Consider the following 15,343-nt stretch of genomic DNA (forward strand, 5'->3'; position numbering starts at 1 on the left):
CGGGAGTACAACTGATTTTTCATTATTGTTGTCTTGATTGGCTTAACGGCCAATCTTGAATATATAAATTTTACAAATATGGAGGGAACTACTCATGGTTAAAGTAGGTATTAACGGTTTTGGACGTATTGGACGTAACGTGTTCCGCGCTGCGCTGAACAACAGCGAAGTTGAAATCGTGGCAATCAACGATTTGACGGACGTAAAAACGCTGGCACACCTTTTGAAATATGACACAACTCACGGAAGACTTAATGCAACAGTTGAAGCTAAAGAAGGCGCACTCGTTGTAAACGGCCGTGAAGTGAAAGTATTCGCTGAGCGTAACCCAGAAGCATTGCCTTGGGCTGAGTATGGCGTTGAAATCGTTGTAGAATCCACTGGTATTTTCACAGCGAAAGACAAAGCTTCCGCTCACTTGAAAGGCGGCGCTAAGAAAGTTATCATCTCCGCTCCAGCAACTGACGAAGATATCACCATCGTTATGGGCGTTAACGAAGACAAATACGATGCAGCTAACCATACTGTAATCTCCAACGCTTCTTGTACAACCAACTGCTTGGCTCCTTTTGCTAAAGTTCTTGACGAGAAGTTCGGTATCGTTAAAGGTATGATGACTACGGTTCACTCCTACACGAATGACCAGCAAGTGCTTGATCTTCCGCACAAAGATCTGCGTCGTGCTCGTGCAGCTGCTGAAAACATCATTCCATCCACAACAGGTGCTGCTAAAGCGGTTAGCCTCGTTCTGCCACAATTGAAAGGCAAATTGAACGGTATGGCTATGCGTGTACCTACGAAGAACGTTTCCGTAACGGACCTCGTAGTTGAACTGTCCAAAAACGTAACACTTGAAGATGTAAACGGAGCTCTGAAAGCAGCTGCTGAAGGCCCGCTCAAAGGCATCTTGAACTACTCCGAAGAGCCGCTTGTATCCAGCGACTACAATGGCGACCCAGCTTCTTCCACTATCGATTCGCTCTCCACTATGGTAGTTGGCGACAACATGGTGAAAGTTGTTTCTTGGTATGACAACGAGTGGGGCTACTCCAACCGTGTCGTTGACCTCGCTGCTTACATCGCAAGCAAAGGTCTGTAATTGATCTAGCCATACAATCGAAGAGGAGTTCCGTTTCACGGGTCTCCTCTTTGGTTCATGGTTTTTCCTTGTTTTCATGCCAGAGCACTGGGAAGAATAGACAAGATCCGGGCGCTGGTTAGCGATAGAGAGAGAAACGAGAGCAACTGCATGCTGTCGGTGAGGAGAATAGTTTTCTTAGGAGGAACGTGGAGATGAACAAGAAAAGTGTACGTGATGTAGAAGTAAGTGGCAAACGGGTGTTTGTCCGCGTCGATTTCAATGTACCGCTCGAAGATGGTAAAATTACAGACGACACTCGTATTCGCGAGACTTTGCCGACCATTAAATATTTGGTAGAGCAAGGAGCGAAAGTCATCCTGGCCAGCCACATGGGCCGTCCAAAAGGAGAGGTCGTTGAATCTTTGCGCCTGAATCCGGCAAGTCAGCGTCTGTCCGAGCTGCTCGGTAAACCGGTAGCCAAGGCGGATGAAGCGGTAGGAGAAGCGGTTAAAGCGCAGGTAGAGAAGCTGCAAAACGGCGATGTGCTCGTGCTTGAAAATGTTCGTTTTTACCCTGGTGAAGAGAAGAATGATCCGGAACTTGCGAAGCAATTCGCTGAGCTTGCTGATCTGTTCGTGAATGACGCGTTTGGTGCTGCTCACCGTGCGCACGCTTCGACAGAAGGTATCGCTCATCATCTACCGGCAGTATCAGGATTGTTGATGGAGAAAGAGCTGTCCGTTCTCGGCAAAGCCCTTTCGAATCCGGACCGTCCTTTTACGGCCATCATCGGTGGATCGAAGGTTAAGGACAAAATCGACGTGATCGACAACCTGCTTACGCTTGCTGACAATGTCATCATCGGCGGTGGACTTGCTTACACGTTCTTCAAAGCTCAAGGCCATGAAATCGGTCAATCTCTGCTTGATAAAGATAAGCTTGATGTTGCACTTGGTTTCATCGAGAAGGCTAAAGAGCTGGGCAAAAACTTCTACCTGCCGGAAGATATCGTCGTTACGGACGAATTCAGTGCAGACGCGAATACTAAGATCGTTGATATCGACGGTATTCCAGCCGATTGGGAAGGCGTTGACATCGGTCCTAAGACTCGCGCCAAGTATGCAGAAGTGATCAAGAACTCCAAACTTGTCGTGTGGAACGGTCCTATGGGCGTATTCGAAATCGCTCCGTTCTCTGGCGGTACTCGTGAAGTGGCACAAGCCTGTGCGGATACGGAAGCTTACACGATTATTGGCGGCGGCGACTCGGCTGCAGCTGCAGAGAAATTTGGCCTTGCCGACAAGATGAATCACATCTCGACAGGCGGCGGTGCATCTCTTGAGTTCATGGAAGGCAAAGCACTTCCTGGTGTTGTGGCATTGAACGATAAATAGAATTAGGCACTACATTGGATAGCAAGTGGATGAAGTTTGGACCCCGATTCTTCGGGGGAATAAAGGAGTGAATCGTGTGAGAACACCTATCATAGCTGGTAACTGGAAAATGTTCAAAACTGTTCCGGAAGCAACTTCATTTATTGAAGATGTGAAAGGCAAAGCGGAAGTAGAAGGCGTGGAAAGCGTGATCTGCGCGCCATTTACCAATCTTCCTGCATTGGTTGAAGCGGCCAAGGGCACGAACATCAAAATCGGTGCACAAAATCTTCATTTTGAAGATAATGGCGCCTTTACTGGTGAAATCAGCGGTTTGATGCTGAAAGATCTGGGCGTGGACTATGTCATTATTGGACATTCCGAGCGTCGTCAGTATTTTGCTGAAACGGATGAGATCGTGAACAAAAAGGTACATGCGGCATTCCGTCATGGTCTTCTTCCGATCGTATGCGTTGGCGAAAAGCTGGAAGAACGCGAAGCTGGCCAAACCAAAGACGTGTGCAAGGTACAAACGGAAGCTGCGTTCGCAGGTGTTCCGGTTGATCAAGCGGTTCATGTTGTTATTGCTTATGAGCCAATTTGGGCGATCGGAACGGGCAAATCCTCTACGGCAGAGGACGCGAACGAAGTTATCGCATACATCCGTGAACTCGTTAAAGGGCTGTATGGCGAAACCGTTGCAGACCAAGTTCGCATTCAATACGGCGGTAGCGTGAAGCCTGAAAATGTAGCGGAGTATATGGGACAAAGTGACATCGACGGCGCGCTCGTTGGTGGTGCAAGTCTACAACCGGCTTCCTACATCGCACTCGTTGAGGGGGCGAAGTAAATGTCTGCTCCAAAACCTGTAGCTCTGATCATCATGGACGGTTTCGGTCTTCGGAACACCGAGGTGGGCAATGCGGTCGCACAAGCGAACAAGCCTAACTACGACCGGTATTTGAAGCAGTACCCGAACACCACGTTGACCGCTTGCGGCGAAGCCGTAGGCTTGCCGGAAGGTCAAATGGGGAACTCCGAAGTGGGTCACTTGAACATCGGCGCAGGCCGGATTGTGTATCAAGATTTGACTCGTATCACGAAGTCGATTCGTGAAGGAGAATTCTTCGAGAACGAAACGTTGGTGGAAGCCGTTCGCGCTGCCAAGAACAACAACAAGAAGCTGCATTTGTACGGGCTGGTATCTGACGGCGGCGTTCACAGTCATATTGAGCATATGTTCGCCATGCTGGATCTTTGCAAGAAGGAAGATTTCCATGACGTATACATCCATGGTTTCATGGATGGACGCGACGTGGCACCGGACAGCGGCAAGCAGTTCGTTAAGGATCTGATTGCGAAGATTGAAGAAGTGGGCGTTGGCCAAATCGCTACGCTGTCCGGTCGTTATTATGCGATGGACCGTGACAAGCGTTGGGATCGTGTCGAGAAAGCTTACCGTGCCATGGTGTATGGCGAAGGACCTAAATATACGGATCCACTCAAAGCCATCACTGAATCTTACGAGAAATCGGTTTACGATGAATTCGTAGAACCGACCGTAATTGTCAATGGTGAAGGCGAGCCGGTTAGTCTGGTGGAGAGCGGAGATTCCGTCATCTTCCTGAACTACCGTCCTGACCGTGCGATTCAACTGTCCCAGGTGTTTACGAATAATGATTTCCGTGGCTTTGAACGTGGACCGAAGTTCCCGCAAAACCTGCATTTTGTCTGCTTGACGCTGTTTAGCGAGACGGTGGAAGGCTTTGTTGCCTACAAACCGAAGAATCTCGACAACACGCTGGGTGAAGTGCTGGTTCAGCACAACAAGAAGCAGCTTCGTATTGCGGAAACCGAAAAGTATCCGCACGTCACCTTCTTCTTCAGCGGTGGACGCGATGTTGAGCTTCCAGGCGAAACACGTGTACTGATTAACTCGCCGAAAGTGGCGACGTACGATCTGAAGCCGGAGATGAGCGCTTATGAAGTGGCGGATGCTTGCGTGAGAGAAATCGAAGCGGATAAGCATGATGCGATTATCTTGAACTTCGCGAACCCAGACATGGTAGGCCATTCCGGTATGCTGGAGCCGACCATTAAAGCCGTTGAGACTACGGATGAGTGTGTTGGTAAGGTCGTTGAGGCTGTTTTGGCAAAAGGCGGGGTTGTTCTGATCACCGCTGACCACGGAAATGCGGACATGGTATTTGACGAGAATGGACGTCCATTCACCGCACATACCACGAACCCGGTTCCGTTCATCGTAACGGATGAGAATGTAACGCTGCGTGAAGGTGGTATTCTTGCCGACATCGCGCCAACCATTCTCGATCTGATGGGTCTGCCGAAGCCGAACGAAATGACTGGAACCTCCATGATTGCAGCACGTAAATAAGTGGTTCATAATAGAACATAAACATAACATTAAAAGGAGACTATACACATGACTATTATTTCTGATGTATATGCACGCGAAGTCCTTGACTCCCGCGGTAATCCAACCGTAGAGGTTGAAGTATACCTGGAATCCGGTGCAATCGGTCGCGCGATCGTTCCATCCGGTGCTTCCACTGGCATTCACGAAGCCGTTGAGCTTCGCGACGACGACAAATCCCGTTACCTGGGCAAAGGCGTTCTGAAAGCTGTTGAGAACGTGAACGAAATCATTGCTCCTGAAGTGATCGGCATGGACGCTCTGGACCAGCTCGGCATCGACAAGTTGATGATCGCTTTGGACGGTACGCCGAACAAAGGCAAGCTGGGTGCGAACGCAATCCTGGCCGTATCCATGGCTGTAGCTCGCGCTGCTGCGGATGCATTGGATCTTCCACTGTATGTTTACCTTGGCGGATTTAACGCCAAACAACTTCCAGTACCTATGATGAACATCGTTAACGGTGGCGCTCACGCGGACAACAACGTTGACGTTCAAGAGTTCATGGTATTGCCTGTTGGCGCTCCTAGCTTCAAAGAAGCCCTTCGCATGGGCGCTGAAATCTTCCACAACCTGAAATCCGTGCTGAAAGGCAAAGGCCTGAACACAGCGGTTGGTGACGAGGGTGGTTTCGCTCCTAACTTCACGTCCAACGAAGATGCATTGTCTTCCATCATCGAAGCAATCGAAAAAGCCGGCTACAAGCCAGGTGAAGATGTATTGTTGGGTATGGACGTAGCTTCCACTGAGTTCTTCAAAGATGGCAAGTATGTTCTGGAAGGCGAAGGCAAATCCTTCACACCAGCAGAATTCGTGGACTTGCTCGCTTCTTGGGTAGACAAATACCCAATCGTAACCATCGAAGACGGATGCTCCGAGGACGATTGGGAAGGTTGGAAATTGCTCACCGAGAAATTGGGTAACAAAATTCAACTCGTGGGTGACGACTTGTTCGTTACAAACACCGAGCGTCTTGAAAAAGGTATCAACGAAGGCATCGGTAACTCCATCCTGATCAAAGTAAACCAAATCGGTACATTGACTGAAACGTTCGATGCGATCGAAATGGCAAAACGCGCAGGATACACGGCTGTCATCTCCCACCGTTCCGGTGAGTCCGAGGACAGCACGATCGCTGATATCGCAGTAGCTACGAACGCGGGTCAGATCAAAACGGGTGCTCCTTCCCGTACGGACCGTGTGGCAAAATACAACCAATTGCTTCGCATCGAAGATCAATTGGGTGAACTTGCTCAATACAACGGCTTGAAGTCGTTCTACAACTTGAAGCGCAAATAATTGAAATAAGAGAAAGCCCAGCTCCTGCTTTAAGGGAGCTGGGCTTTTTTGCATTAACTTGAGGATGTCGGAGGGAGAGGCTGCACACTCTATTATCGTGCCGTGGGGCGGTGCGTATATCGGTTCCGGTCGCTGTTAAAATCGGGAAGCTGGAATGGAATAGGCTTAAGGAAGCTTCCCGATTTTAAAGGCGAACGCGTTGCTCCTCCACCGATATACACACCTGAGCAGGGGAGAGGTGTGCAGCCTCTTGGGGGCAACTCATGGAAGTGCAAAGAAAGCCCAGCACATGTTAGGTCACATGAGCTGGGCTTTTGGGTGTGGGAGGGGAGAAAGGGAAGGGCTGCGCACTCTGTTAACGTGCTGTGGGACGGTGCGTATATCGGCTCCGGTCGCTGTTAAAATCGGGAAGCAGGAATGAAATAGGCTTAAGGAGGCTTCCCGATTTTAAAGGCGAACGCGTGGCTCCTCCACCCGATATACGCACCTGAGTAACAAAATAGAACAAATCTACACATCCACTGCACTTGCCCCTGGCATCGACCGCACATATCCATGCAATTTCAGATACCCCCATTCTCAAGCGAACCCGTGCTGATATAATTGAAGAACAAGCGAGAGAAAAGGAGAGTGCGGGAGGGTGCTGAACCGAATACGATCCCTGTTTCCACACAAGCTGAAATACCGTCTGTTTGCCGCGTTCGTTCTGGTCATACTGCTGCCTTTCGGCATTTTGAATTTGTACAACTACCAACGGATCGAGACCTTGGTCCAGGAGAAAATCAGCCAGCAGAGCCATAACCAGCTGGAGCAGATGTATCGAACGCTGGAGGATCAGTTAAGTGTGGCCTTTAAAACGCTGATTTTTCTGGAGCAGGATTCGACGGTGGCCTCTGTGCTGACCCATCCCGGGCAGCGACAGGGACTCGAGAACAAAAACCTGATGGAGGAAAAGTTCAAAAATTTGAACAACAGCTTTTTCCTGTATAATCCGTCGGTCTATTTCACGATTCTCGACTTTCATGGCAACGCTTACACTTCATATTCTCCCAGGGAGGCCCTCGATTACAGAAAGCTGCGGGACAACCCTGGCTTTGATAGGGAACAGATGGAGGGCGTGTCGTATCACTGGGTTTCGAGCGATGCGAATTACGTGCTGAGGGATATCTCTACGAGCCCTTACCTGCTGTCGCTGTACGCTTACATGGAAACTCCCCGCAACAAGCCGTACGGCATGGCCCGGATCAGCATCGACTACTCCTTCTGGTTTCAATCCGTAATGAAGCAGTCGACGCTGCGACAGGAATATTTTTTGATTACGAGCGCCGGTGAGAACGTATCCCAATCAATCTTGAACAGCAGCCTGACAAGCGAGGTGAAAGCGAGGATTGCAGCCGAGCCCAGGCAGAAGTATTTTATCGACAAAGCTTCGAACACCCTGGTGAATTATATTTACGTGGAGTCGTTGGACTGGTATATCGTGAACCGGATTCCGCTGATGGTGCTTTTTAACGAGATTGAGGAGCTGAAGCGCCAATATTTTATGACCTTTTTCGTGCTGACAGGCGCGTTTCTCGTCATGACCTTCATTATTGCCGCCACGATTACCCGGCCGTTATCCCATTTGCAGAATAAGATGAAGGCGGTTGTCCGCAACAATCTGAAAATCCGGCTGCCGGAGCATAAGTTCCGAGGCGAGATTCTGGAACTGACGCAGACGTTCAATTCCATGCTCAACGACATGGATGTGCTGATTCAGCGATTGAAGGCCGAGGAAAGGCAGAAGGAAGCGGTGCATTTTCATATGCTGCTGGCTCAGATGAACCCGCATTTTCTGCTCAACACGCTAAATACGGTCAAGTGGATTGCCATCCGTCATGGAAATGAGGATATCACGAATATCACCCTGTCTCTCGGCAAGCTGCTGGAGGCGAGCCTGAATACGGAGAAGGATCTGGTGCACCTGAAGGATGAAATCGAGCTGGTGCAGGCTTACGTCCATATTCAGCAGGTGCGTTACAATCACCGTTTTGACGTGACTTTTGCGTATGACGAGGACATTCTCTATGCGCTTGTGCCCAAGCTCAGTCTGCAGCCGCTCGTTGAGAATGCCATCATTCACGGAATCGGGCCTCTGCCGGAACAGGAGGGTCTCATTGAAATTACGGTTACTCGGGAAGGGCCAAACCGGCTGGCGGTTGAGATCAAGGACAACGGCGTCGGCATGGAGCAGTCCCGGCAGGCGAACGGGATGCGTAAACGGCCGGGCATCGGTCTTAGCAATGTACAGGAGCTGCTTCGGCTGCTGTTTAAAGAAGAGGGCAGCATGGAGATTATTTCTTCGGAGCTGGGAACGAGGATACGGTTCTCTATCCCATTGTTAATCTCAACACCCTATCAGAATGATCACTTGATTTCATCATAACGGGCAGATTATTCGGCGCTTCGGCCTGTGCGGGCTGGAACGGGATTTTAAAAGCTTCAAGGAGGGGAGATCTATGTGGAAGGTGCTGCTGGTGGAGGATGAGGTGTTCGTACGAGAGTCCGTGCGGGAGATCATCGCGTGGGAGGAGCTTGGATTCAAGGTGGCAGGAGAGGCAGGCAACGGTGCCGAGGCGCTGGAGATGATCCGGAGCAACCCGCCCGACCTCGTGCTGACTGATATCGTGATGCCGGAGATGGACGGCGTGGAGCTCCTCCGCAGAACCCGGGAAGAGGGGTACGCTTCGCGGTTCGTGATGCTGACCTGTATGAGTGATTTCGAGTATGTCCGGCAGGCGATGGAATATGGTGCATCCAACTATATCTTGAAGCTGTCAATGAGCGTGAATACGCTGCGGGAAACGCTGCACAAAATGAACGCCGAGCTGACGAAGAATAACCCGAACCCGAGCCAACCTCTTCCGATTCCGGTCGCGCCCACGGAGACGATGCCGCCGTCACAGCCGGTACATCATGCCTCCCCCATGGAAATTACGTCGCACCCAGAAATACAGAAGATACTGCAGTATATCCATGAGCACTACGAGCAGGACATTACGGTGAAATCGATGTCGGGCTACGTGATGATGGGCGAAAATTACGTCAGCGCGCTCTTCAAGAAAAAGACCGGACGCACCTTGATTCATTATTTGCACCAGGTCCGGGTGGATAAAGCCATCGCATATTTGCTTCAAACCGACCTCCCTGTTCACGAGATCGGTCTCCGCGTGGGATTCGTGAACGACAATTATTTTATTAAAATATTCAAGCGGTTGACCAGCTTCACGCCGAGTAAATACAGACAACACAGCAAAGACCCTAAATAGAACGATTCTATGCAGGGCATAGGATTCGCCCAAACAGGAATTCCATCGTTTTCTTCCATTATCTGAATGGATATGTAGCTTAAAAGCGGCTCCCGTTCCCTGCTACGATGAGAGGGCATCACACCAATATGATTCTCGGGGAGGTCTCTAATGTGAGAAATAAAAAAGGATGGGCGATGCTTCTCATCGGCGTATTGCTAATGGGTCTTCTTGCAGGCTGCGGCGGCAAAACAGCGTCATCCGCGAATGAGGGACAAGGAACGGACAATTCGAAAGCGCCTTCATCCGGCGATCCGGTCAAACTAACCATGTGGGGCGGCGTACCGCCGGAGGCGGGACCGCAAGAGGTCATCGACGCGTGGAACGCCGAGCATCCCGATATTCAAGTCGAGTATGTCCGCTACGTCAATGACGATGACGGGAACCTGAAGCTCGATACAGCCATGATTACGGGCCAGGATGTCGACCTGTTCGTGAATTACACGCTTTCCCAAACGTCCAAACGGGTGGAGTCCAACCTGGCCTTGGATCTGAGCCAATTCAACGATTACAATATTGACGAGAAAATGGGACCAGACGCCGAAGGCTGGAAAATCAACGGGAAGTATTACGGGATGCCGACCACGAAAAGCGCCTTCTTCGTCGCGCTGAACAAGGATGCCCTTGATGCGGCCGGCCTGCCCGTTCCGAAGGACTGGACGTGGGATGAACTGCGCGAATATGCCAAGAAACTCAAAGTCGGCAATAACTACGGATTTATTCAAAATATGGAGCCGTTCGTCGATCCGATTGATTCGGTGTTATCGCAAGAGGGGTACACCAAGGCGGACGGAACTTCGAATCTGGACCACCCGCTGGTCAAAAAATGGCTGGAAACCCTGAACGTCATGATGAAGGAGGACAAGACCACGCCGCCGCTCGGAGAGCAGCTGACTTCCAAAATGCCGGTGGAGCAAGTGTTCCTGAGCGGGGAAGTGCCCATGCTGAATATCGGGGCTTGGCTGCTGCGAAGCTCGAATAACTTTACGGATTTTCCGCGCGACTTCACCATCGCGTTCGCCCAAGTGCCGAGACTAACGGACAGTGCGGACAGCTACGTGACAAGGGGCGGCCTCGGAGATTACATCTCCATTAATGCCAAATCCAAAAAACAAGCGGAAGCTTGGGAATTCCTGAAGTGGTATGCGGACGGAGGCATGGCTCCTATGGCTGCGGGCGGAAGATTGCCGGCTTCGAAGGACGCCGATCAGGAAGAGGCGTTAAATAACCTGCTTGGCGATAAGAAAGACACGTATGACCTGGATTCCTTGATGCACGTCATGTTCGAAGACAAAACGCCTACGTACGTTAGGAGCTTGCCGCAAGAGGTAATGGATATGCGCGCCCAAGAGTACGAGAAGTACTTCCTGGACGCACAATCGCTGGATCAAACTCTAGAAGCCATGGTAAATCGGCATAATACATTATTAAAAGAGGGCAAATAAGGGGCTATCAGCACTAATAGAAGGGGATTATCGCTTCGGCGGTGGTCCCCTTTTTTGCTTGAGATAATAGAACAAATCTACGGAGACGCTGAAATTCACGACCCTGCAATTGCATACTTCTGTAGCATAAATTCGAAGGTTTTGTTCCTTATCCCCGCTTGGTCCCGACTGCTATGCTTGAGATGAAAAAGACCAAGAGGAGTGGGGCTATGTGAAAACATCCTGGATGAAACGGCAACAGTATCTCGGCTATCTGTTTATCGGTCCGAACATGGTCGGCGTGATGCTGTTTTTTATTGTGCCAGCCTTGTATTCGTTCTATCTCATGTTTACGGACTACAAATTTATGAGCTCGGACACGAAGTTCGTGGGTCTGGCCAATATTCAAAAAATGCTGGGCGACGAGGTCTTCTACATTTCGATCAAAAATACGCTGTTCTTTCTGTTATCCGTTCCTATATCGATTGGACTGGCTTTCCTCGTCGCCGTGGTTTTGAACCGCTCGGTGTATTTAAAAAAGCTGCTCCGCGCCTTATATTTCATGCCTTACATCACCAGCGGCGTCGCCGTGGCCTTCGTATGGATGCTGCTGTTCCATCCGAATAACGGCCCGATTAACGGAATCCTCAAGTCGTTCGGCATAACTAATCCCCCGGGATGGCTGTCCACCTTGGATTCCTCCATGTATGCCATCGATATCATCTGGATCTGGTTCATGCTCGGTTATAACATGATCATCTACCTGGCCGCGCTGCAAGAGGTCTCAACGGAACTGCTGGAGGCCGCCAAAATCGACGGGGCCCGCGCCTGGCAAACGGTTCGCAGCATCTTGTGGCCGCTCGTTAGCCCCACGACCTTCCTGCTGCTCATTACCGGTCTCATTATGACCATCAAGCAGTTCGGGATCATTCAAGCCATTACGCAGGGAGGCCCAGGCAACAGCACCACGGTGTTGTCCCTGTTCATTTATCAGAACGCCTTCCGCTACTACGAAATGGGTTATGCATCCGCGATCTCCTGGGCGCTGTTCTTCATCATTATGATCTTCACTGTCATTCAATGGATCGGTCAGAAGCGCTGGGTTCACTATTAAGGAGGAAGGACAATGACCAAGACCTTATATACTAAAATAATCATCACGCTCATTATGCTGTTCTTCAGCGTGGTTATGATCGTTCCCTTCCTCTGGATGATTAGCACCTCGTTCAAGATGCCGGCGGAAGTGTTCCATTACCCGATTAAGTGGATTCCCGCCCAATTCATGTGGGATCATCATGTGAAAGTGTGGACTGGCGCGAACAGCTTCGGCCACTATTATCTAAACTCGCTTAAAGTTGCCTTGATCAGCACCGTCGGTGCGATATTGCTGTCCGCTTTAGCCGCTTACGGCTTTGCCCGGATCGAGTTCAAGGGGCGGAATGCCATGTTCATGATCTATCTCTCGATGATGATGGTCCCTCCCCAGGTTCTGTTTGTGCCGAAGTTCATCATGTTCGACTGGGTCGGTATTTACAACACGCATTGGGCTCTTATATTACCGGGGGTATTCACGATTTTCGGGGTGTTCATGATGCGGCAGTTCTTCCTCTCCGTACCGCATGAAATTTCGGAGGCTGCCTTTATCGACGGAGCCGGACATTTTCGCATTTTTTCACGGATCATTCTGCCGATGGCGAAGCCTTCGCTGGCCACGCTGGCGATTATCGATTTCTCCTGGCACTGGAACGATTACGAGAACGCCTTGGTGTTTTTGATCGATCAGGATCTGTATACCGTTCCGCTGGGACTCCAAAATTTCATTCTGGAGAATACGGTGGATTATAACGGCATGATGGCGGCGGCGACCGCAGGCATCATCCCGATGATTCTCGTGTTCCTGATCGGTCAGAAATATATCATTCAGGGCGTGGCAAGCTCGGCTGTTAAAGGATAGCCCAGAATCCAGGCTCATACATGAGCTGGATGAAAATGAAAGGAGTCAGAGCATGAGAAACGAAACGGAAGTAAGCGACATAACGGTGATTGGCGGCGGTTTGGCAGGGGTATGCGCGGCGGTGGCGGCCGCAAGGCTCGGACAAAAGGTAGCGCTCGTACAGAACCGCCCGGTTCTGGGCGGCAACTCCAGCAGCGAGGTGCGCGTATGGGTATGCGGCGCGACGGCTCACGGGATCAACCGCTATGCCCGGGAAACCGGCATTATGGGCGAGATGTTCGTGGAGAACCAGTACCGGAATCCGGACGGCAATCCGTATCTATGGGATTTGATCGTATTGGAGACCGTGAGAGCCGAACTGAACATAACCCTGTTCTTGAACACGGATGTGCATGAGGTTGAAGCGGATGGCGATCCTGACGCGAGGCAGATCCGATCGGTCACCGGTTGGATGATGGGTTCGGAGCGGCGCATCCGGTTTGAGAGTCCCGTATTCCTGGATTGCACGGGGGACGGGCTGGTCGGATTCCTTGCGGGAGCGAAATACCGGCTCGGGCGGGAAGCCCGCAGCGAATACGGGGAGGAATGGGCGCCGGAAACGGCGGACGATGTGACGCTCGGCAGCACGCTGCTGTTCTACACGAAGGATGCCGGACATCCGGTGAAATTCGTGCCGCCCGTCTTTGCCAAGGACATTACGAAGACGCCAATCCCGATCAAGCGGGTCATCCGCAGCGGCGACTCGGGCTGCCATTACTGGTGGATCGAATGGGGCGGAGAGCTCGACACCGTACATGACAATGAGCGGATCCGCGACGAGCTGTGGTCGGTCATTTACGGCATTTGGGATTATATCAAAAACTCCGGCAAGTTCGATGCCGGCAATATGACGCTGGAGTGGGTCGGGGCCCAGCCGGGCAAGCGGGAGTACCGCCGGTTTGTCGGCGATTATGTGCTGACGCAGAACGACATTATGGCCCAAGAGCCGTTCGAGGATCGGGTGGCCTTCGGCGGCTGGTCGATCGATCTGCATCCGCCGCAGGGCATGTACGCCGAAGAGAGCGGCTCGAAGCATATGCATGCGGACGGGAATTACCACATCCCGTACCGCAGCCTGTATTCGGCGAACGTGACCAACCTGTTGTTTGCCGGGCGCAATATCAGCGCCACCCACGTGGCCTTTGGCACCACGCGGGTGATGGCGACCTGCGCCGTCCTGGGGGAAGCGGCCGGCACGGCTGCGGCTCTGTGCGTCCAGCATGGCGTCACGCCGCGCGAGCTGTCCCGCAGCCGGAGCGGGGAGCTTCAGCAGACGCTGCTGAAGCAGGATGCCTCCGTGCTCGGGGTTGCAAACCGCGATCCGCATGATCTGGCCCGAAGCGCCAAGGTCAGCGCATCGTCCCACCTGTCCAGGATCGCGATCGAGGAGGCGGAGGCGCCTTACCCGCTGGAGCGGGACATCGCCGTGCTGATGCCGGCCGATCCGGGTCTGAGCGGGGAACTGGAATGGCTAATCGATGCGAAGCGGGATACTCAACTGACCGTAGAAATTTGGAGCACCGGGAAAAAGGAGATTTACGTGCCCGCCAGGCTGGAGATCCGGACGGAGATCCAAGTGAAGGCAGGAACGCAGCAGTGGGCAGCCATGCCCGTTGATTGGCAGCCGGGAGAAGGGCAGAATGCGTTTGTCATCGTTCGTCGCAATCCGGATCTCTGCCTGTATCTGTCCTCCCGGACCGTCAGCGGATGTCTTGCTTTTGAACGCGGTGCTGCCTCGCAGGTGTCCAAGGAGCTCGAGGACCATGACGACAACCAGCCCGTTGTCGAGTGGAGCATGAAAAAATGGGTTCGCCGAATGTTTTGCCTGAGAATGACCGGCATCACGGATGCTTATCATCCCGAGCATGTCATTGACGGCTATAAACGTCCGTTCGGCGGTCCGCATATGTGGGTATCGGAGCGCATCGCAGACGGGGAGACGCCTTGGTTGAAGCTGGAATGGGAAGAGGCGCGGACGATTCGTGAGATTCACCTCATTTTCAACGATGACGTTAATGAAGATCTGATCAATCTGCACCATCATCGTACGCCGTTCGATATCATCCCTGAGCTGGTCTGTGCCTATAGATTAGAGGCGCTGGATTCGGAAGGGAATTGGATTACGCTTGACTTGGAGGCGCATAACCGCCGCCGGAAGAGAGTCCACCGTTTGGAGGAGCCTGTTCAGAGCACGGCGCTTCGGTTGGTGGTGGAAAGCACGAACGGCTCGGATTATGCCGAGGTTATTGAAGTGAGGGCTTACTGTTAGTTAAAAAAATAAAAGCTGGCTCCTGTATTCATCAGGGTACCAGCTTTATTTCGTTTGTGAATTTCGACGAGCCCTCAAAAGGCCGACCGTGGCTCATTAGCATTTCGGTTTCGTCTTGAAATA

At 51.6% G+C, this 15,343-nt stretch carries 11 protein-coding genes; all 11 read left to right on the forward strand.

Annotated elements, in window-relative coordinates; genetic code table 11:
• Window positions 1-94 precede the first annotated feature (94 nt).
• The 11 genes from gap to CRG97_RS01080 all read left to right on the forward strand — a co-directional run bounded on the left by gap (window position 95) and on the right by CRG97_RS01080 (window position 15,220).
• Window positions 95-1,099 carry a type I glyceraldehyde-3-phosphate dehydrogenase gene (gap, locus tag CRG97_RS01030; protein ID WP_098741346.1) on the forward strand — a complete coding sequence of 335 codons (1,005 nt, stop codon included), beginning with the start codon at window positions 95-97 and terminating at the stop codon, window positions 1,097-1,099.
• 194 nt (window positions 1,100-1,293) lie between these two features.
• Entirely contained in the window at window positions 1,294-2,475 is a 1,182-nt protein-coding gene (locus tag CRG97_RS01035) for a phosphoglycerate kinase (protein ID WP_098741347.1), read from the forward strand.
• Between the two features lie 76 nt (window positions 2,476-2,551).
• The gene (gene tpiA, locus CRG97_RS01040; RefSeq protein ID WP_098741348.1) at window positions 2,552-3,304 is read left to right on the forward strand and encodes a triose-phosphate isomerase; all 753 of its coding nucleotides are present in this window, start codon (window positions 2,552-2,554) and stop codon (window positions 3,302-3,304) included.
• Window positions 3,305-4,849 (forward strand): 2,3-bisphosphoglycerate-independent phosphoglycerate mutase, encoded by a 1,545-nt coding sequence (gene gpmI, locus CRG97_RS01045; protein ID WP_098741349.1) that lies wholly within the window; start codon window positions 3,305-3,307, stop codon window positions 4,847-4,849.
• A 48-nt stretch (window positions 4,850-4,897) separates the two neighbouring features.
• The gene (eno, locus tag CRG97_RS01050; RefSeq protein ID WP_076326196.1) at window positions 4,898-6,187 is read left to right on the forward strand and encodes a phosphopyruvate hydratase; all 1,290 of its coding nucleotides are present in this window, start codon (window positions 4,898-4,900) and stop codon (window positions 6,185-6,187) included.
• Window positions 6,188-6,827: 640 nt separating this feature from the next.
• Window positions 6,828-8,612, forward strand: coding sequence for a sensor histidine kinase (locus CRG97_RS01055; RefSeq protein ID WP_098741350.1), 1,785 nt, complete (start codon window positions 6,828-6,830; stop codon window positions 8,610-8,612).
• Window positions 8,613-8,685: 73 nt separating this feature from the next.
• Window positions 8,686-9,495 (forward strand): response regulator, encoded by an 810-nt coding sequence (locus CRG97_RS01060; RefSeq protein ID WP_098741351.1) that lies wholly within the window; start codon window positions 8,686-8,688, stop codon window positions 9,493-9,495.
• A gap of 152 nt (window positions 9,496-9,647) precedes the next feature.
• Complete coding sequence (locus CRG97_RS01065; RefSeq protein ID WP_098741352.1) at window positions 9,648-10,979, forward strand: ABC transporter substrate-binding protein; 1,332 nt, start codon at window positions 9,648-9,650, stop codon at window positions 10,977-10,979.
• 211 nt (window positions 10,980-11,190) lie between these two features.
• Complete coding sequence (locus CRG97_RS01070; protein ID WP_098741353.1) at window positions 11,191-12,072, forward strand: carbohydrate ABC transporter permease; 882 nt, start codon at window positions 11,191-11,193, stop codon at window positions 12,070-12,072.
• A gap of 12 nt (window positions 12,073-12,084) precedes the next feature.
• The gene (locus CRG97_RS01075; RefSeq protein WP_098741354.1) at window positions 12,085-12,912 is read left to right on the forward strand and encodes a carbohydrate ABC transporter permease; all 828 of its coding nucleotides are present in this window, start codon (window positions 12,085-12,087) and stop codon (window positions 12,910-12,912) included.
• A 52-nt stretch (window positions 12,913-12,964) separates the two neighbouring features.
• Window positions 12,965-15,220, forward strand: coding sequence for an FAD-dependent oxidoreductase (locus CRG97_RS01080; protein WP_098741355.1), 2,256 nt, complete (start codon window positions 12,965-12,967; stop codon window positions 15,218-15,220).
• Window positions 15,221-15,343: the final 123 nt, after the last annotated feature.

Origin of the sequence: Paenibacillus sp. EZ-K15 (assembly GCF_002573715.1) — a bacterium.
Lineage (GTDB): Bacteria > Bacillota > Bacilli > Paenibacillales > Paenibacillaceae > Paenibacillus_AQ.

What these genes read in the sequence shown, in the direction of transcription:
- gap (WP_098741346.1), top strand. Translation starts at nt 95, where the DNA reads ATGGTTAAAGTAGGTATTAACGGTTTTGGACGTATTGGACGTAACGTG.
- CRG97_RS01035 (WP_098741347.1), top strand. Translation starts at nt 1,294, where the DNA reads ATGAACAAGAAAAGTGTACGTGATGTAGAAGTAAGTGGCAAACGGGTG.
- gpmI (WP_098741349.1), top strand. Translation starts at nt 3,305, where the DNA reads ATGTCTGCTCCAAAACCTGTAGCTCTGATCATCATGGACGGTTTCGGT.
- eno (WP_076326196.1), top strand. Translation starts at nt 4,898, where the DNA reads ATGACTATTATTTCTGATGTATATGCACGCGAAGTCCTTGACTCCCGC.
- CRG97_RS01060 (WP_098741351.1), top strand. Translation starts at nt 8,686, where the DNA reads ATGTGGAAGGTGCTGCTGGTGGAGGATGAGGTGTTCGTACGAGAGTCC.
- CRG97_RS01075 (WP_098741354.1), top strand. Translation starts at nt 12,085, where the DNA reads ATGACCAAGACCTTATATACTAAAATAATCATCACGCTCATTATGCTG.
- CRG97_RS01080 (WP_098741355.1), top strand. Translation starts at nt 12,965, where the DNA reads ATGAGAAACGAAACGGAAGTAAGCGACATAACGGTGATTGGCGGCGGT.